Here is a 19,362-nt window from a genome sequence, read left to right on the forward strand (position 1 = left end):
AAGATGGCAAATATTATGACATAATAACAAACAATGAAATACCTATGGGAAAACAACAAACGAGTAATCAAACGGGACATCGTAAGCAAGCGCTGCCAACTTTTTTAATTAAAAGACTCAGCGAAGGCAGTTTTATCTTAGTATCAACGCTTGCATTGTATGTCATACTTTCTTTAAGTACCTACGATTTAAGTGATCCAAGTTGGTCACAAATGAGCAAGAGTAATACAGAAATTACCAATGCTGGGGGGCAGGTGGGTGCCTATATAGCGGATGCGCTTTATTTTGTATTTGGCTATTTTTCCTTTTTTATTCCCCTGGTTTTTGCCTATATTGCATGGATAGTTGTGAAAGATTACCGTGCCTTGCATACTATTAATAGACCGGCCATGTTATTGCGAGCTAGTGGCTTTATATTTATGATGCTGGGTGGCTGTTCTCTTTTGAGTCTGGATGCACAATTAGCCTTAGATGCAAAACATAGCGCAGGCGGTGTGCTTGGTAGTTTTATAGCGGATGGATTTCGTTATGCTCTGAGTATGCAGGGGGCAACATTACTATTATCAGCAATTTTTCTTGTTGGGATTACTTTATTAACAGGTCTATCTTGGATTCACCTTGTTGAATTAACAGGTTGGTATACGACGGTAGCAACCAATTGGTTATTCCGTAGCTCATTAGCAAGTTCACGTGTCATTCGAGCTCGAGTTAAGCATTTAAAAGAAAGCAAAGAAAGTAAAGAAAAGGAACCTGCTCCAGAGATTGAAAAACCTGCACGTAAACTACTTGCCCGAAAAAAAGAGAAAACAGAATCTTTGCCTGTGGTTATGCCTTCGTTGGAACCATTACCTACAATTTCTGCACCTACGCCACCTCCAGTGCCATCCGTGGCGCCTTCTTTAAAAATAAAAGAGCCTGCACGTCCAGCACCGGCAAAATCTACTGCACCAGCTATACAAGTAACCGGAGAACTCCCTTCGCTTAATTTGCTGGATAAAGGGCAGCAAGGCAAATCAATGGGTGGCTACACTCATCAAGAGTTAGAAACGGTGTCGCGCGAAGTAGAACAGCATTTGTTAGATTTTGGCATTCAAGCCGATGTAGTTGCGGTTCATCCTGGTCCTGTCATTACCCGCTTTGAATTGCAACTTGCCGCGGGTATTAAAGTAAGCAAGTTATCGGCTCTGGCTAAAGATTTAGCGCGCTCTTTATCGGTCATTAGTGTACGGGTTGTTGAAGTTATTCCCGGCAAAACGGTTGTCGGTCTTGAATTACCCAACCAACACCGAGATATGGTCCGTTTGTCGGAGGTTTTATCTGCCGAAGTATATCAACAAGCGCATTCGCCTATTGCTCTGGCTTTGGGAGTTGATATTGCTGGCCATCCAATGGTGGTGGATCTCGCCAAGATGCCTCATTTACTTGTTGCCGGAACAACTGGTTCTGGTAAATCCGTTGGTATTAATGCCATGATTTTGAGCCTGCTCTTTAAATCGACCCCTGAGCAGGTTCGTCTTATTATGGTTGATCCGAAGATGTTAGAGTTATCTGTTTACGACGGTATCCCACATCTACTAACCCCCGTAGTAACAGATATGAAGGAAGCAGCCAGTGCTTTACGTTGGTGCGTGGGAGAGATGGAGCGACGATATCGATTGATGGCGGCCATGGGAGTTCGCAATTTAGCAGGGTTTAATAGCAAATTAGCGGAAGCAGAAGCCAAGGGTGAGCAACTGACTGATCCTCTATGGAAGCCTGGAAATTCAATGGATGAAACGGCCCCGGTGTTGCAAGCTTTGCCCTATATTGTCGTTATCATTGATGAGTTAGCCGATATGATGATGGTGGTGGGCAAAAAAGTAGAGCAGCTGATTGCTCGTATTGCCCAAAAGGCTCGCGCAGCTGGAATTCATCTAATTCTGGCAACCCAAAGACCTTCCGTGGATGTTTTGACAGGGTTAATAAAATCCAATATTCCAACGCGAATGTCATTTCAGGTATCTTCAAAAATTGATTCACGTACTATTCTTGATCAGCAAGGGGCAGAACAGTTGCTTGGGCATGGTGATATGCTTTATTTAGCACCAGGTAGTGGGGCTCCCTTACGCGTTCATGGTGCATTTGTGGATGACAAAGAAGTTCATCGAGTAGCTGATGATTGGCGAGCACGTGGTGAGCCTGAATATATCGATGAAATTACCCAAACAAGTGAGGCTTCTGAAGGGGGCTTTGGTGAGGAATCGCAAGACACGGAAGAAGCTGATCCGTTATATGATCAAGCAGTTGAATTCGTAATTCAAACACGAAAAGCAAGTATTTCATCCGTGCAGCGTCGTTTAAAGATAGGTTATAACCGTGCTGCAAGATTGGTAGAGGAAATGGAGCGAACTGGTATTGTTGGCCCCTTAGAGGGTGGTTTTAGAGATGTGTTGGTCTCCACGATAACTGAGGATTAATTATGAAAAAAATAGCGTTATTGGCATTATTGCTAGTAGGTGGCAATGCATTTAGTAATCCAGCAGAGGTATTACAAACCAAACTCAATGCTATTCGCAGCTTAAGTGCTAATTTTAGCCAAACGGTCATGGCTAAAAAACGCGAACTTTCAAGTTCGTCAGGTACAATGGCCTTAGAACGACCAGGACGTTTTCGTTGGCAAACAAAAGATCCAATGGAGCAATTAGTTATCGCCGATGGCGAGCAATTATGGGTTTATGATGTAGACTTAGAACAAGTAACCGTAAAAAAACAAGAAAAAGGTGTGGGGGGAACAGCAGCATTATTTTTAAGTGGTTACAATGACACAGTCACTCGCGATTTTGATGTCACTGCATCAACAAAAGGTAAAAAAGAACTCTATGATTTGCACTCGAAATCAAACAAAGCTAATTTTCAACGTGTCAAATTAATTTTTGAAGGGGATACCTTAAGTGGCATAGAGATGTATGACCAATTAGGCCAACATACGATTGTGAATTTAAAGAATGTAAAAACTAATCCTAAGCTCGCTGCAGCCTTGTTTAAATTTAAACCACCAAAAGGGACTGATGTGGTTAAACAATGAGTTATGAGTATGCAACCCAAAGTACCACTGGCTGAATTATTAAGACCTACTCATTGGGATGAGGTCATTGGGCAAGAGCATTTGTTAGGGACTGGAAAACCACTAAGAATAGCATTTGACTCAGGTATCCCTCATTCCATGATTTTATGGGGGCCGCCTGGGGTGGGAAAAACCACCTTGGCTAGATTGAGTGCTAAAGCTTTTGATTGTGAGTGGATAGCACTCTCGGCGGTTCTTTCGGGTGTTAAAGATATTCGTGCTGCAATCGATCAAGCTAAAGACAACTTGGAAAAAAACCGTCGGACTTTGTTATTTATTGATGAAATCCATCGTTTTAATAAGTCACAACAAGATGCTTTACTACCTTTTACCGAATCAGGATTAATCACTATCATTGGTGCTACGACGGAAAATCCCTCATTTGAGGTAATTTCTGCACTTCTTTCGCGCGCTCAAGTTTATGTATTAAAAGCGCTTGGCGAATCCGAACTCAAAAAATTGCTGCAACGAGCTCATAAGCAAGCACTACCCCATTTGCAATTAAGTGAAGAAGCAATTACTACATTAATTGCTTATGCCGATGGGGATGCACGCCGTCTGCTTAATTTATTAGAACAAATTAGTACTGCAACTCTTGCACAAAAAACAACAGAAGTAACCGTTGAATTGATTCAAAATGCATTGAGTACAGCAAGTCGCCGTTTTGATAAAGGTGGCGAAAATTTTTATGATCAAATTTCGGCCCTGCATAAATCGGTTCGCGGCTCACATCCTGATGCTGCACTTTACTGGTTATGCCGTATGCTGGATGGTGGTGTAGATCCATTGTATCTGGCGCGTCGAATTATTCGTATGGCATGGGAGGATATTGGTTTAGCTGATCCTCGCGCAATGCAGCTGGCAAATGATGCTGCTGCCACCTATGAACGCTTGGGATCGCCTGAGGGAGAGTTAGCGCTAGGACAGGCAATTATTTACATGGCAATCGCTCCTAAAAGTAACGCAGGGTATAAAGCCTATAATGCGGCAAGAGCTTTTGTAAAAAATGATAAATCACGAGAAGTGCCCCTGCATTTACGTAATGCACCTACACATTTAATGAAAGACTTAGGCTATGGACACGAATACCGTTATGCGCATAACGAACCGCATGCCTATGCAGCGGGTGAGACCTATCTCCCTGATGGAGTAAAAGAGCCAGGCTGGTACGAGCCTGTTTCCAGAGGGTTAGAGATAAAAATTGCGGAAAAAATGGCTTTTTTAAGGAAATTAGATAGCGAAACAAGGAAAAAGTAGCCTGAAAGATAATTTCTGTTAAAGTAGCTTGGACTAAATTCAACGAATTTAAATTCAAAGGGAATTGACGTATGCAGCCTGCAATTACTGCCATAGGAATCGCTACTCCACCTTATAAGCGTGCTCAACAAGAAATCGCCCAGCTTATTTGCGAAGGGTTTAAACTCAAACCCACCGAAAAAAGATTTTTAAAAGCAATTTATAAGGCATCAGGTATTGAGTATAGATACAGTGTTTTGAGTGATTATTGCAAACCCATAGAAGAATTTGATTTTTTCCCTCGACATCCTGACGCGCCTTTGCCAACCACAGCCAAACGAATGCAAATTTATAAAGAGCATGCGTTGATACTCGCACTGCAAGCGATTAAAAATTGCCTGGCCGAATTAAATACATTCAGTCAACAAGAAATCACACATCTTATTACGGTTAGTTGTACAGGAATGTATGCGCCTGGTTTAGATATTGAAATTGTCCAACATCTGGGATTACCCACCTCAACAAAACGAACTGCTGTTAATTTTATGGGTTGCTATGGAGCTTTTAATGGAATAAAAGTAGCCGATGCGATTTGTCAGGCAGATCCACAGGCAAATGTGTTAGTCGTTTGCATTGAGTTATGTACAATTCATTTTCAAAAAGAACAAACCGCAGAAACAATTATTTCTAATGCTATTTTTGCTGATGGCGCAGCTGCTGTGCTCATCCAGGGAAAACAAAGTAGTTGCACCTGTTTGACTCTGGAGTCATTTCACTGTGATTTGGTACCACAAACCAGCCAACAAATGGCTTGGCAAATTGCAGATTCTGGCTTTGATATCGTACTTAGTGCTTATATTCCTGAGGTGATAAAGTCAGGTATTAGTTTATTTACTGAAAAACTTTTAGAGAAAATAAATTGGTCTTTTGCTGATATTGATTACTATGCGATTCATCCAGGAGGACTTAAAATTCTGCACGCCTGTGAAGAAGCGTTAAATATCTCTGAGGAAGATAATAAGCATTCCTATGATGTTTTGCGTCAATTTGGCAATATGTCTTCAGCGACTGTTCTTTTTGTATTAAAAAGTATTTGGAATAGCTTGAAAAAGCAGGATGATAAAAAGAATATATTTAGTTGTGCCTTTGGACCCGGGCTTACTTTAGAATCAATGTTATTAAAAACGCATTATGGAAGCTAAAAAGAATCCTCTAGTATTTTGGTACTAGAGGATTAGGGAGATTAGTTTACAGTGAGTTGCATGCTTTCATGAGTAGGTTCTTGGTTTTGTTGACCCATGCAGGCTGCTTTAAGTGACATAAAGCTATTTCTAATTGCGTAACCAATGCCTTTTAAAATATCCAGGAAAGTACCTTGCTGATAACCGTAAATTTTAAAATAAAGCTGGTTTTCTTCTGGATTTAAACGATGTTCAAAGAAAGTTGTATCTTGTTTGGTAGTTTCAGCTTCTTCAATAATTTTGTCTTCAACCTTATCGTCAATGAAATCCCTCAATTGCTGTTCGTTCATGAGAGGAGCTAAAACTTTACGCATTTCTTCAATTGATGGATTATTCAATATAGATTCATCACGCACTTCACCTAAAGTCCAATGGCAGCATCTTGCTAAGTTTTCAAGTGCTTCTGTGTATTCAGCATAAGCATATTTTCGTTGCCCCATTTGATAAGCGCCATAAGCAAAGCAACCCCCCGCCAACAAACTTAAAGGCAGAAACCAGGATAAACCTAAAGCGATTGTGCCAAGAGAGAAACTTGTTGTTATTTTGATATCCATCGCTTGCAAGGCTGTTAATTTTTCTTTAACTAAGCGGGTACAATCATCGATTAATTTTGTGTGAGCTGTATCTTTGGGGTTAAATGTTATTTGTTTTTCTTGATAAAGGGATAAAGTTACCCCATGTTCAAATAAAGCATTAGAAGGTTTTTTAAAAAAATTATGAGGCATTATAGCTCCCGATTATTAAAAGCACATACTTTAGAGTTTAATTTATCCATACACAACATTTTTTAGTGTAATTGAGGGTTTTGTTACAAAAAATAGATGCAGGGTTAAGAAAATTAATAAGGTAAGTTATTCTTTTTAGACTAATTTTGCTGATGAACGGCAAGAAGCTTGCGAAAAAAGAAGGTTAATACAGGAGGTAGTAATGATAGAATAATGATTCCATAAATAACCAAAGTAAAATTATTTTTTACAAAAGGTAGTGCTCCAACAAAATAGCCTAACCAAATGAGGCTTCCTATCCATAGGGTCGCACTGGTGATATTATAAAGAAAAAATTGCGAACGATTCATATAACCTATTCCCGCAACAAAAGGCGCAAAGGTACGAATAATAGGAATAAAGCGAGCAAAAATGATGGTTTTTCCACCATGCTTTTCATAAAAAAGATGTGTTTTTTGCAAATATTTTTTATTAAGAAGCCGTGAGTTGCTTCGCGAAAAAACCTGCGGGCCAACCATCTTGCCAATAGAGTAATTCAATTGATTACCTGTTATGGAAGCGAGTACAAGTAAGCCAAACAATAAAAAGATGTCGAGGGAAGCTCCTGATTGAGCTGCAACGCTGCCACTGGCAAATAATAGTGAGTCACCAGGAAGAAACGGTAATACAACGAGGCCAGTTTCGCAAAAAATTATTGCAAACAAAACCAAATAAGTCCAAACACCATAGCTGGAAACAAAAGAAAAAAGATAGGTATCGATATGTAATACATAATTTAGCAAATGCTGTAGTTGTTCCATGCTATATTTTTTGTCAAAAATGAAATTCTAAATCCAGAAGAGACAAATGTAAACTTGCGCTCTCACGACAATTATATTTTGATTATAATGCAAAAAATTGGAGCTATTCCATATATGCGAAAATCTTTCCTGCAAAACAACAGCGTGTAGTAAAGAAATGGATTTTCGCTTGCGCGGGAAAGACAAAAATAATTAAATTTATAGAGGTAAAACTGACAACTAATATATATTAGAAAATATTTTATAAAAAACATTTCTCTTTAGACTGAAATATGAGGGGTATTTATTACCAAAAAGGATATATGTGCAAATTTAGGTCAAAAGTAGGCGTCGATGATTGTTTATTTTTGTTAATACTATGATTTTTATTTACATTTTTATTTTTCTGTAAATTTTGTTAAAGTCGTAGATAAAATCTATTTAAGTGTATAGGGCCATAGTGATTAAAGATCCTTTAAACAGAGAAGAATATGTTGATTTACCAGAGCAAGATATTCTGGCGTGTTTACCTTGTGGTCTTTTAATATTGAATACTAAAGGTACTATCATTTGGTTAAATGCTGCTGCAGAAGGCTTATTAGGCTTCAATCTACGTGGGGCTACTTGGCGGGATGTCATTCAACAGGTCTTTTCCCCACGAGAAGATGATGGTCATGAGGTTTCTTTAGTCGATGGTCGCAGAGTAAGGGTTGCCATCTCCTCTTTAGATAGTTTACCTGGCCAACTAGTGACGCTGACTGATTTAACTGCAACGCGAGTTTATGAGCAGGCGAAAGCAAATCAAAATCGTTTAATAACTATTGGTAGAATGACAGCACAGCTTGCGCATCAGATAAGAACCCCCTTATCTTCTGCCATACTCTACACAGAACATCTTGCTGCACAACCCGACATGGATGGGCGCTGTTTGCAATGGATAACTCGATTACAAGAATGTCATGCGAGCATTGAGCAACAAATTCAAGATTTATTATTATTCGCCCGCGGTGAAACCATTGAACTTACTCCAACCCGAATAAAAGAATGGTCTGAGCAACTAATGGAAAGAGCGCAACCCTTAGTCGAGGCGCAATCCGCAACACTTGTGATGAATAATCAGCTGCAAGATAAAGAGGTATCGTTACATGCAGAATCTTTAACAGGGGCAATGCTGAATTTAATCATCAACGCATTACAAGCAAAAGCAAATTCGATTGTGATAACTATTCAGAAAATCAACCTGGATATGCAGATACAAGTAACTGACAATGGGGTAGGAATGTCAGAGGAAGTGAAGTCACAAGCTTTTGCTCCTTTTTTCACGACAAAAGCTCAAGGAACAGGTTTGGGGCTGGCTGTGGTTTATGCAGTAGTAAAAGCCCATGGCGGAGAGGTTATATTAGATTCTTTGTCAGGACAAGGGAGTTGTATAACAATTAATCTACCAGGATAGCCTGAGATGGCAGTTGCAAGCATGGAAACAAGTATAGTAGTAGCTTGTAATTGCTTTTTTCTGGATAATGGTACTTTAAACAAAGGATTCTACCATGAGTGATGTTTTAATAGTTGAAGATGATCCCGTGTTACGTGAGGCACTCGCGGAAACAATGAATCTTGCGGGACATTCCTATTTGGCGGCAAAAGATGGCAAAGAAGCTTTAGCCATGCTAGAACGTCATAGTCCTGCTATCGTCCTTAGTGATATCCGCATGGACAAAATAGATGGTCAACAATTGTTAGCTGAAATTCAACGTAGGAATCCGGGTGTTCCTGTTATTTTAATGACAGCGCATGGATCAGTTGAGGACGCAGTCACTGCAATGCGTAATGGTGCGGTTGATTATTTGCAAAAACCCTTTAGTGCTCATGCATTGACTGAAAAAATAAATCGTTACATCAAACCACTGTCGACTGACGATGATAGCCAACCTGTCGCTCAAGATCCTAAAAGTCAAGCATTGTTATCGATGGCATTACGCGTAGCCCAATCTGATGTAGGGGTTATGATTAGTGGGGAAAGCGGTACCGGTAAAGAAGTACTGGCTCATTTTATTCATGATCATTCTCCTCGTAAGCAACATCCTTTTATTGCTATAAATTGTGCTGCCATTCCTGAGCAAATGTTGGAGGCAACTTTATTTGGTTATGAAAAAGGGGCCTTTACGGGCGCTTATAAGTCAACTCCAGGTAAATTTGAGCAAGCACAAGGAGGCACATTACTGCTTGATGAAGTGAGTGAAATGTGTTTAAGCCTGCAAGCGAAACTATTACGTGTGTTGCAGGAGAAAGAAGTTGAGCGAATAGGGGCGAACAAACTTATTCAGTTAGATGTGAGAGTATTAGCAACAAGTAATAGAAAATTACTTGATGAGGTAAAGGCAGGACGTTTCCGTGAAGATTTATATTATCGCTTAAATGTTTTCCCCCTTCATTGGTTACCTTTAAGAGAACGAATTTGTGACATTATTCCCTTAGCAAATTATTTGATTCGTCGTCATTGTCAAAATAATCAACCGGTTATTCCTGTTTTAAGTGAGGAAGCAAAGCAAGCACTTTTAGAATATAGTTGGCCAGGCAACGCCCGTGAATTAGATAATGTGGTTCAACGAGCTTTAGTTTTGCAAACTCATGGCACAATTGAAGTTCCTCATTTACAACTTCCCAAAAATACGGATGAATTGATTCTTGACCATTCAGAAATAAAGAAAGGAGAAAGTAAAAGCTTGCAAAATCATGAATTTGAATTAATTTTGTAAACATTGAAGGAACACAATGGAAATCGTCAGCAAGTTGCGGCAATTTTAGGTGTGAGTGAACGTACGTTACGTTATAAATTGGCAAAAATGCGTGAAGAAGGATATGCTGTATAGTTTCGCAAAGTAAATGATTTTATTAGAAAAGCGTAGATACTTGGGAGTTCACTATGAGCGAGATAAATACAGTATCTTTATTAAACCAGCTGCGAGCCATGGCAGCAAAAGCTGAGGGCGGTAGTGTGGAATTTAGTCCGGCTGATGCACCTGCATTTGGTGATGTATTGCAGAATGCGTTAGGAACCGTAAATAATTTGCAACAAACTTCAGATACTTTGAAAGCTCGTTTTGAAATGGGTGATACGAACGTTGGTATTGGCGAAGTAATGGTTGCTGCTCAAAAGTCGAATTTAGCATTTGAAGCTACATTACGTGTCAGAAATAAAATGGTACAAGCATACCAAGACATTATGAATATGCCTATTTAACATACTCACACGAAATTATAAAGAATAAGATTGAGAAAACAACATAGGGATTTCTCATAAAAAGAACTGGGGAGTTATATCATGGCATTGGTTGACAATGCTTCTACTGCTGCTACAAAATTTGCAAGTTTATCAATCCCAAGACAGTTAGGATTAATGCTAGGGCTTGCGGCTAGTGTTGCTATAGGTGTAGCAGTGGTTTTATGGTCGCGGGAGCCAAGTTATATGCCTTTATATAACGAAATTAGTACCCGCGATGCTGCTGACATTGTGGATTCATTACAACGTAACAGAATTGCATTTAAAGTCGATCAGAATCAGGGAACAATTTTAGTACCGACTGATGAGGCACAAAATGCTCGTCTTAAATTAGCTGCAGAAGGCTTACCTCGAAGTAATACTGGAAGTTCTGACTTGTTTGCAGATAAAAACGCATTTACTAACAGTCAATTTATGGAAAATGCGCGTTATAAACAAGCCTTGGAAACTGAACTGGCTCGTACAATCAGCCAATTTCATGATGTGAAATCCGCTCGAGTACATTTAGCTATTCCTAGAGAATCAGCCTTTGTAAGGGATAATAGAGAACCTAGTGCTTCTGTTTTTATAGATGTCTATCCAGGGGCAGAAATAAAAAAACAAACGATTGCTTCAATTATTAATTTAGTTGCTTCAAGTATTCCAAGTTTATCTTCCAGCCGTGTAACCGTTGTTGATCAAAATGGACAACTACTTAGTGAAGGTGGTGGCCAAACATTATTTACTAATACTGAACGTTACATGGATTATCGTCAAACACTTGAACAACAATATGTACAAAAAATTCAGGATATCCTGACGCCTCTTTTAGGTTATGGGCGTGTTAAAGCAAAAGTCTCGGCAGATATTGATTTTACTGCTTTTGAGCAAACTCAGGAAATGTATGATCCAGAGTCACAATCATTGCGAAGCGAGCAAAAAACAGAAGAAAAGCGAAATATTGGTTCAACTCCTAGTGGAGTACCTGGCTCTTTGTCTAATGCGCCTCCTGCCAATGCTGGATTGCAAGCACAACAGCAACCACAACAGCAGAATGCCAATAAAAATAATAATCAGATTACCAATAACACGGATGCGGTCGAAGGAAGTGATTTTCGCTCGCAATCCACTAAAAATTTTGAACTTGATAAAACGATTAGTCATACCAAAAATCAACCAGGTACCATCAAGCGACTGACGGTAGCTGTTTTGGTTGATAATCGTACGGTTTTTAATCCAAAAACAAAAAAAGATGAAACAAAACCATTAACACCTGCTGAAATTGATCAAATCAAAATTTTGGTTGCTGATGCGATTGGAATTAATCCTAAGCGTGGTGATAGCTTGAATGTTGTAAATAGTAATTTTGTTAAACCCGAACCAATTGCCCCAGTTCCAGATCTGCATTTTTGGCAAAAGGACTCATTTTGGTCAATAATAAAACAAATGGCTGCTGGTCTTTTCCTATTAGCTCTGGTTTTTGGACTGTTCAGACCTTTGTTTAAAACCTTGGTTGGCACGCGCAAGGAAGAGTTAGAAGAGCCTGAACAAGCTGAGTTAACTTATCAAGCACAACAGAATTTATTACCACATGCCAATGATTATGAATCGCAATTGGCATTGCTACGCCAAGTTGTAGATAAAGAACCCAAGAGGGTGGCTCAAGTAGTAAAAACCTGGGTTGAGCGGGGGTAGACATGGATGGAATAGAACGGGCTGCAATTTTGCTATTAGGAATGGGTGAAAAAAATGCTGCCGAAGTACTAAAACACCTCGAGCCAAGACAGGTGCAAAAAGTAGGCATGGCTATTTCTACAATGAGTAGTGTTAGCAAAGCAAAAATGCAAGGTGTTTTGGGTGAGTTTTTGAACGCCATTGAAGATCAAACTAGCCTTACAGTAGACGCAGAAAATTATTTACGTACCGTACTTATCAATGCATTAGGTGAGGAGAATGCTATTCCTTTCATTGACAGAATTTTGGTTTCTGATAAGGATAGCGGATTGAATCGGCTGAAGTGGTTAGATGCTCGTTTAATAGCCGATGTCATTCGTAATGAACACCCACAAATCATTGCAACCATATTAATTCATTTAGATAGTGAACAATCCGCTGAGGTAGTCAGTTATTTTTCATCGGAAAAGCGAGCAGAAGTATTATTACGGATGTGTACAATTGATACGGTGAAGCCTGAAGCTATTTCTGAGCTTGGTCATGTGATTGAAAGACAATTAAGCGGGCAAAAAGTTGGTAAAACAGCCTCGGCCGGTGGTATTAAGAGCGTTGCCGATGTCATTAACTTTCTTGAAGGATCTGTTGAAACCGATGTCTTGGACAGAATTCAAGAATGGGATGAAGATCTGTGTGAAAAAATCAAAGATAAGATGTTTGTTTTTGAAAACTTAGTCGACATGGACAATCGTAGTGTGCAAACTTTATTACGTGATGTCTCTACAGAGCAGTTAATGCTGGCATTGAAAGGAACAACAGAACCCGTTAAAGAAAAAATTTTTGGAAATATGTCAAAACGAGCTGCAGATTTATTAAGAGATGACTTGGAAATGCAGGGACCTGTAAAAGTTAGTGAAGTAGAAAAAGCACAACGGGATATTTTGGCTATCGCAAGGAGCTTGGCAGAAGAAGGAAAAATCGCCCTGGGTACCAAGGGTGGCGATGAAATGATCTAATTTTTCCTACAAAATTTGCTGATCAACTAGAGAGGATGCTACGTGGATAATGATTTTCAGCCACTCTATGAAGAAAAGGATAAGGACGCTTTTGATGTCTGGGAATTCAAAGCTCCTGATCCAGAGCCTATTATTGAAATTGATCCACAAGAAGAGTTTGCACAAGCGTGTGAAAGATTACGCGAGGAAGCAAAAAAACAGGGCTATCAAGAAGGAATGCAATTAGCCGCAGAAGAATTACAATTACAACGACAAGAATTAGCAAATTGTTTGGCTTTATTGAAAAAGCCAATTACCTTACTTGATAATGATCTGAGTTATGAATTAATACAAACGATTACCTGGGTATGTGAGGTTTGTATTGGTATCGAACTTTCAATTCACCCCGATAAGCTACTCCTTTTGCTGGATGAAATAAAAAAAGAATTGCCGTCACTTCGAGAGGATAAACAACTTTTAATGAATCCAGAGGATGTTCAATGGTTGCTTGAAAATCTGGACAAACAGCAAGCTACTGAACTAAGCAATTTTCTTGTGGCTGATGAAAATTTAGTGAGGGGGGACTTTTATTTAAAAAGTGAGTTTAGTGAATTAGATGGCCAGTTGAAAACACGGTTGCAGCAAATATTTAAGAAACAACTTTCCGAGTTACAAGTCTCTCAGAGTTCTCAACCGAAAGATTCGCTATGAAACCCTACAAATCGCAGCTAATCCCAACCCTAAGTAAATTACGATCCACCCCGACCACAGGTTTACTTCACTGTGGTCGAGTAAGTCGTGCCGTTGGTTTAACCCTGGAAGCTCGTGGTTTTCATCAACCTGTTGGTGCGAGATGTTGGGTAAAAATTAATAATAAAAAACAAGTTGAGGCTGAAGTTGTAGGTTTTGACAATGATAATGCCTACCTCATGTCTATTGGCCATACTCAAGGAATCGGCCGAGGAATGCTGATTATACCCAGCGGGAAAGTTGCTCAAGTAGGAGTGGGGAATAGTTTGTTAGGGCGAGTACTCAATGGTGCAGGAATTCCTATTGATGATAAAGAAACAATAGAAACGTTTGAAACTTATCCTTTAATAAGTCAACCCTTTAATCCATTAAAGCGTGCAGCAATCAATACGCCTATGGATGTGGGGGTACGTGCAATTAATGGTTTACTCACTGTTGGAAAGGGACAACGCATTGGCTTATTTGCCGGAAGTGGTGTAGGTAAATCAGTTCTTCTTAGTATGATGACTCGCTTTACAGCCGCTGATTTAGTAGTCGTTGGCTTAATTGGTGAACGTGGGCGAGAAGTTAAAGAGTTTATTGAGGGTAATTTAGGTGAAGAAGGTCTTAGCCGAGCAGTTGTTGTTGCAGCTCCTGCGGATGAAAGCCCTTTAATGCGCCTGCATGGTGCGATGGTTGCCACAAGTATTGCTGAGTATTTTCGTGACCAAGGTAAAAATGTTTTGTTACTAATGGATTCATTAACTCGCTTTGCTCAAGCGCAGCGCGAAATAGCCTTATCAATAGGCGAACCACCAGCTACTAAAGGTTATCCTCCCTCTGTGTTTGCTAAATTGCCGCAACTTGTGGAAAGAGCAGGGAATGGTAAACCCGGTAGTGGTTCTATTACGGCATTTTATACAGTATTAACGGAAGGGGACGATCAGCAAGACCCAATTGCTGACGCAGCTCGCGCTATTTTGGATGGTCATATCGTTTTGGACCGTGAGCTTGCCGAAGCAGGTCAATTTCCGGCCATTAACCTGGAAGCTTCTATTAGTCGGGTAATGCCTACAATTGTCCCTGAGTTGCAAATAAAGCAAATGTTACTTGTTAAAAAGTATCTTTCCATTTATGAAAAAAATAAGGATCTCATTCTGTTAGGTGCTTATGTAAAGGGAAATGATAAAAAATTGGACAAAGCTATTAAATATCGTGATAAAATAAATGAATATATCGTGCAAAATATGGATGAAAAGGTAGATTTTAATACTAGTTTGCAGGTCCTTGATGAGTTGGCTGGTTTATTGGAAGAAACAAATTCATGAATTCACGAAAAGAACGGTTATTACGATTGCTCACAGTTAAAGAGCGGGCTACTAAATTAGCAAGTGAGAATTTAATGCGAGCGCGAGAACAATTTGTATCAGGCAAGTCACGTCATAATCAATTACTAGGTTATCGCCAGGACTATATTCAACAATTGCATGATTTAGGTGATGCAGGTTGTACTGTCGGCAGGCTTCGTAATCGTCTTGATTTTATTACACAACTAGATACGGCACTGGGTCAGATGAACCAGCATTTAGCTCAACTTGCGAAACAACGCTCACATTATGAAACTATTTACTTACAGGCAAAAACAGAGCAAGATGCTATAAAACGTTTATTAGAACGATTAGAAGACCAGCAAAAAGCGAAACAAGAACGAGCAGAGCAGAAAGAAAGTGATGAGTACGCGCAAAAGCAGTGGTATAGTAAAAATTCTGTTATCAACATTAATAAAACGCGGTGAATAAATTTATTAAACGATGCTGGATGCCATTAGCCATCCTAATTATTACCGCGGCGGTTATTTCTAGCCTTTTCCGTGCCCTAACCCCTTGGGCAAAACAATATAAAGCCGATGTAGAACAGCATTTGTCTACTTTGCTGGGTGAACCTGTAACGATTAAAACCATGGAAACTGGTTGGTATTGGTTTGAACCGGTAATTAAACTAAATCAGGTGGAAATCCTGGATGGAAAAAAGGCAGTTGTTAAATTAAACAAATTATTTGTTGGTATCAATATATTCAGTTCTTTATGGCATTGGCAAATTCAGCCCGGTGTACTCTTTATTGATGATCTGCATTTAAATTTACATCAAACAGAGGATGGATGGCAAATCGAAGGTATTGCCAACCAGCAAAAGATGACGTTAGATGCCGAAACCTTAAAACCTATTTTGAATTGGATCCTAGCGCAGCAAAAAATAATATTAAAAAATTTTTCGGCCCATGTGTATTTTAAAGACGGCACACTAATCCCTTTGAATGATTTTGATCTGAGTATTGCTAATCATTCAGGGCATTATCGTATAAAGGGCGGCGCTTATCTTGGACAAGCCACGGCAACTAATTTTGAATTATTGGCCGATCTGTATTTAAATTCTGCCGCACTAAATAAAGCTTCAGGCCATGTATTTTTCTCGGTACAACAATTACTACCCGCCCAATGGCAAAAATTTATTCCTCAAACCCGATTTCAGTTATTAGGTGGAAAAGGCGACCTGCAATTATGGGCGGATGTAGAAAAAGGAAAATTTGCTAATGCTCAAGCGCGATTGGATTTTCAGCATCTCGCATGGGCAGATACACAAACTGAAAAAGATCAATTAATCCAGTCCTTGAAAGCAAATTTGGCTTGGAGTCCAATTAAAAACGGTGGCTGGCAAATATCAGGAGATCACATTGGTTTGCGCTTGAGTGGAACTTCATGGCCTGAAAACTCATTTTTAGTACGTTATCAAGATAAGCAGGATTATTTTATTTATGTAAAAAATATTCTTCTGCAATCTTTATTTTCAGCATCTATTGCTTGGCCGGAGTCAATGAATACTGTGCTGGCAATGAAACCTTATGGTGAGCTGCATGACACCCAGATACAGTTTCAGCAAAATGAAGTTCATTATGTACTCACGCGGTTTGCCAAATTGGGATGGCTGGCAAACGATAGTCGTCCAGGTATTGAAAATCTTTCAGGGGTAATCCATTGGCAACCAACAGAAGGGCGTTTGGAGATTGATGGCGAGAATGCATCTATTGTTCCTAAAAATCAGCCGCCGGTGACATTTTCGATGGTCAATGCCGCGTTTGATTGGAAGGAGTTGGATCAAGGTTTACGAGTCAGCATGGAGCGTTTTGTTTTAAGTCACCCTAATCTTTTACTAAGCGCTCAAGGTGTTGCAGATGAGGTTTCAAAAGAGTCAGTTGGTCCTTTGCGTTTGAAAGCAGAATTTTCAGCCAATGATGCAGAGCAGTGGCTAATGTATCTGCCGTCAAAACGTTTGAAACCCAAGCTGGATGTCTGGCTTAAAAATGATATTAAACGTATTCATAAAGCAACTGGCGAACTTATCGTTAATGGTAATATGCGTGATTTTCCCTTTGATAGACAGCCTGGCGAGTTCTCTATTAAAAGTTATTTATCAGGAGTTGATTTAATTTTTGCACGTAATTGGCCCATTACTCGCGATATCGAAGCGTATTTAAACGTGGAAAAACGAATTCTTGAAGCTGATATAGTACACGCAAATCTTCAGGATATTATCGTTGATAAAGGTAATCTACGCGTGAATGATTTGGGTTTGGATCGTGAGACATTGTTAATCCACACTAAAGCTGAAACAGATTCCAGCAAAGCCTTATCTTATGTGCGTTCTTCGCCATTGAATAAAAAACTGTCCGTTTTAAATATGCTGCAAATGAAAGGTCCTGTCGATGTGGACTTGCAATTAGAAGCACCGCTTTATCCTGAAAACGATGATATACTCGCCTTAGGGGATATTGCTTTTCATAGTAATAACGTGAAAGTTCATCATGCTTTAGATGATGTGGAGTTAAAAAATTTAAATGGTACCTTGCAGTTTGATCAACAAAGCGTACTAGATAGTGATCTTCAAGCCACGCTCTTAGGTAATCCGGTTACTTTATTAATTAAATCCATTAGAGGCCCTGAGCCATCCACGGAAGTAAGACTCAAAGGCCAGACAAATATCTCAGTGCTTCGCGAGAAGTTTAATTTGCCTGTATTTTCCCTGATGCAGGGATCTTTATGGTTAGAAAGTTTATTAACGTTAACCGATGAACCGAGCGATCTCGATCATTTGCGTATCCAAACCTCATTACGTGGTTTAAGCATTGATTTACCCCCGCCTTTAGGAAAAACAAAGGAAATGAAAACGCCATTAGTCGTGGACATTGACTTTAATCCGCAAAAAGCCGTACGGTTACGTTTTAACTACAACAATAATCTGAGCAGTGATTTATTCTTTACAGGTCCTAAAGGTGCTTTTGAATTCCAAAAAGGCAAAATTATTTTCGGTAATACGGATTTTGTGGGACATGAACAGCAACATGGATTACAAATCGCTGGGACTTTGCCTGATTTTGATATGCAGCAATGGTTGAGTATAAAAGAAAAAATTGTGCAAAATACAAATAATCAGGGATTGCCAGCAGTTTTAAGTTCCATTGATATTAAACTTCAGCTCGCTAAAATTTTTAATCAAAGCTATAAAAACCTTTCAATTAAAGCAATGAAACTTGAAAAGGGTGGGTGGTCCATCCATTTAAATCAAGAAAAAATTGCTGCCAATTTACGCTATCAACCGAAAAGTAATACCCTGACGGGGGTATTTGAGAAATTGCATCTCGAAAAAAATCAACAGACAAATTTTACTGCGGAAGCGACCGTACCTAAACTAAAACCCGCTGATATGCCTAATCTTGATTTGCGTATTGCTTCGTTCCAATTGGGTGGATTAAATATTGGTGATGTTTCCTTGAAAGCCATGACATTAAAAAATCGATGGCAACTTGATTCCTGTAAAATTAAATCGCCTTTCTATGAATTGACAGCAAGAGGAAATTGGTCCGAAAAGAACAAAGTAAATGCAACTCAACTACAGGCTGATTTGCAAATTACCAATCTTGCCAAGAGTTTAGAAAGCTGGAAAGTAAGTCCTGTTGTTGAGGCTGATAAAGGAATTGTTCAGTTTCGAGGAGGGTGGGCCGGCCCTATTTATGACTTCTCGTTGACAAAACTGAATGGAGAAATGGGAATTTCTTTTAAAGATGGTCGCATTACCAATCTTAGTCCAGAAACAGAAGAAAAATTAGGTTTAGGTAAATTATTAAGTATCTTGAGCTTGCAGACAATACCAAGACGTTTGAAATTAGATTTTAGTGACTTATCGGAAGACGGTTATAGTTTTGATGAGTTTAAAGGCAATTTTAGTATTGCGAATGGTGTGATGACTACCCAAGACAGTTATATTGATGGACCAGTAGCCTATGCAAGTATGAAAGGTAATCTGGATATCGCTAAACAATACTATGATCTTGATTTGAAAGTAAATCCCCACATCACCGCAAGCTTACCTGTAGTCGCAACGATTGCTGGTGGACCTATAGCAGGTATTGCTACTTGGGTAGCAAGTAAGCTAATTAACCAAGGAATGCAAAAGATAAGTGGATACACCTATAAAATTTCTGGACCTTGGCGGCAACCGGTAGTACAACAAGTGAAAATTATTAAAAAACGTAATGTTTAGCTTTGTTTAATTTACACATACACAATGCG

At 39.3% G+C, this 19,362-nt stretch carries 16 protein-coding genes; 14 read left to right on the top strand and 2 right to left on the bottom strand.

Features of this window, described 5'->3' with window-relative positions; genetic code table 11:
* Positions 1-44: 44 nt before the first annotated feature.
* The 4 genes from PXX05_RS03105 (at position 45) to PXX05_RS03120 (ending at position 5,541) form a co-directional block, all read left to right on the top strand.
* Positions 45-2,456 carry a DNA translocase FtsK gene (locus PXX05_RS03105; RefSeq protein ID WP_275089596.1) on the top strand — a complete coding sequence of 804 codons (2,412 nt, stop codon included), beginning with the start codon at positions 45-47 and terminating at the stop codon, positions 2,454-2,456.
* Between the two features lie 2 nt (positions 2,457-2,458).
* Complete coding sequence (lolA, locus tag PXX05_RS03110) at positions 2,459-3,064, top strand: outer membrane lipoprotein periplasmic chaperone LolA (protein ID WP_275089597.1); 606 nt, start codon at positions 2,459-2,461, stop codon at positions 3,062-3,064.
* Between the two features lie 3 nt (positions 3,065-3,067).
* Positions 3,068-4,360, top strand: coding sequence for a replication-associated recombination protein A (locus PXX05_RS03115; RefSeq protein WP_275089598.1), 1,293 nt, complete (start codon positions 3,068-3,070; stop codon positions 4,358-4,360).
* Between the two features lie 71 nt (positions 4,361-4,431).
* Positions 4,432-5,541 (top strand): type III polyketide synthase, encoded by a 1,110-nt coding sequence (locus PXX05_RS03120; protein WP_275089599.1) that lies wholly within the window; start codon positions 4,432-4,434, stop codon positions 5,539-5,541.
* 41 nt (positions 5,542-5,582) lie between these two features.
* Here the strand turns inward: PXX05_RS03120 and PXX05_RS03125 are convergent, their stop codons facing one another.
* Both PXX05_RS03125 and PXX05_RS03130 read right to left on the bottom strand, forming a co-directional pair.
* Positions 5,583-6,305: a hypothetical protein gene (locus PXX05_RS03125; protein ID WP_275089600.1), complete on the bottom strand. Its 723-nt coding sequence runs from the start codon at positions 6,303-6,305 to the stop codon at positions 5,583-5,585.
* 140 nt (positions 6,306-6,445) lie between these two features.
* The gene (locus PXX05_RS03130; RefSeq protein ID WP_275089601.1) at positions 6,446-7,105 is read right to left on the bottom strand and encodes a DedA family protein; all 660 of its coding nucleotides are present in this window, start codon (positions 7,103-7,105) and stop codon (positions 6,446-6,448) included.
* Positions 7,106-7,544: 439 nt separating this feature from the next.
* Here PXX05_RS03130 and PXX05_RS03135 point away from each other — a divergent pair, with 439 nt between their 5' ends.
* The 10 genes from PXX05_RS03135 to PXX05_RS03180 all read left to right on the top strand — a co-directional run bounded on the left by PXX05_RS03135 (position 7,545) and on the right by PXX05_RS03180 (position 19,333).
* Complete coding sequence (locus PXX05_RS03135; RefSeq protein WP_275089602.1) at positions 7,545-8,537, top strand: sensor histidine kinase; 993 nt, start codon at positions 7,545-7,547, stop codon at positions 8,535-8,537.
* Positions 8,538-8,631: 94 nt separating this feature from the next.
* Positions 8,632-9,840, top strand: a complete 1,209-nt coding sequence (locus tag PXX05_RS03140) for a sigma-54-dependent transcriptional regulator (protein ID WP_275089603.1) — start codon at positions 8,632-8,634, stop codon at positions 9,838-9,840.
* 3 nt (positions 9,841-9,843) lie between these two features.
* Positions 9,844-9,954, top strand: a complete 111-nt coding sequence (locus PXX05_RS03145; RefSeq protein ID WP_275089604.1) for a helix-turn-helix domain-containing protein — start codon at positions 9,844-9,846, stop codon at positions 9,952-9,954.
* A gap of 53 nt (positions 9,955-10,007) precedes the next feature.
* Positions 10,008-10,325 (top strand): flagellar hook-basal body complex protein FliE, encoded by a 318-nt coding sequence (gene fliE / locus PXX05_RS03150; protein WP_275089605.1) that lies wholly within the window; start codon positions 10,008-10,010, stop codon positions 10,323-10,325.
* Positions 10,326-10,406: 81 nt separating this feature from the next.
* On the top strand, positions 10,407-12,038 hold the full coding sequence (gene fliF, locus PXX05_RS03155) for a flagellar basal-body MS-ring/collar protein FliF (RefSeq protein WP_275089606.1): 1,632 nt from the start codon (positions 10,407-10,409) through the stop codon (positions 12,036-12,038).
* Positions 12,039-12,040: 2 nt separating this feature from the next.
* Entirely contained in the window at positions 12,041-13,030 is a 990-nt protein-coding gene (gene fliG / locus PXX05_RS03160; RefSeq protein WP_275089607.1) for a flagellar motor switch protein FliG, read from the top strand.
* 42 nt (positions 13,031-13,072) lie between these two features.
* A complete protein-coding gene (locus PXX05_RS03165) occupies positions 13,073-13,720 on the top strand; it encodes a FliH/SctL family protein (RefSeq protein ID WP_275089608.1) in 648 nt (215 codons plus the stop codon).
* Positions 13,717-15,066: a flagellar protein export ATPase FliI gene (gene fliI / locus PXX05_RS03170; RefSeq protein ID WP_275089609.1), complete on the top strand. Its 1,350-nt coding sequence runs from the start codon at positions 13,717-13,719 to the stop codon at positions 15,064-15,066. Before PXX05_RS03165 ends, fliI begins: the two co-directional genes overlap by 4 nt.
* Positions 15,063-15,533 carry a flagellar export protein FliJ gene (gene fliJ, locus PXX05_RS03175; protein ID WP_275089610.1) on the top strand — a complete coding sequence of 157 codons (471 nt, stop codon included), beginning with the start codon at positions 15,063-15,065 and terminating at the stop codon, positions 15,531-15,533. The genes fliI and fliJ overlap by 4 nt, the downstream gene beginning before the upstream one ends.
* On the top strand, positions 15,530-19,333 hold the full coding sequence (locus PXX05_RS03180) for a YhdP family protein (RefSeq protein WP_275089611.1): 3,804 nt from the start codon (positions 15,530-15,532) through the stop codon (positions 19,331-19,333). Before fliJ ends, PXX05_RS03180 begins: the two co-directional genes overlap by 4 nt.
* Positions 19,334-19,362: the final 29 nt, after the last annotated feature.

This window comes from Legionella cardiaca (assembly GCF_029026145.1).
GTDB classification, from domain to species: domain Bacteria; phylum Pseudomonadota; class Gammaproteobacteria; order Legionellales; family Legionellaceae; genus Tatlockia; species Tatlockia cardiaca.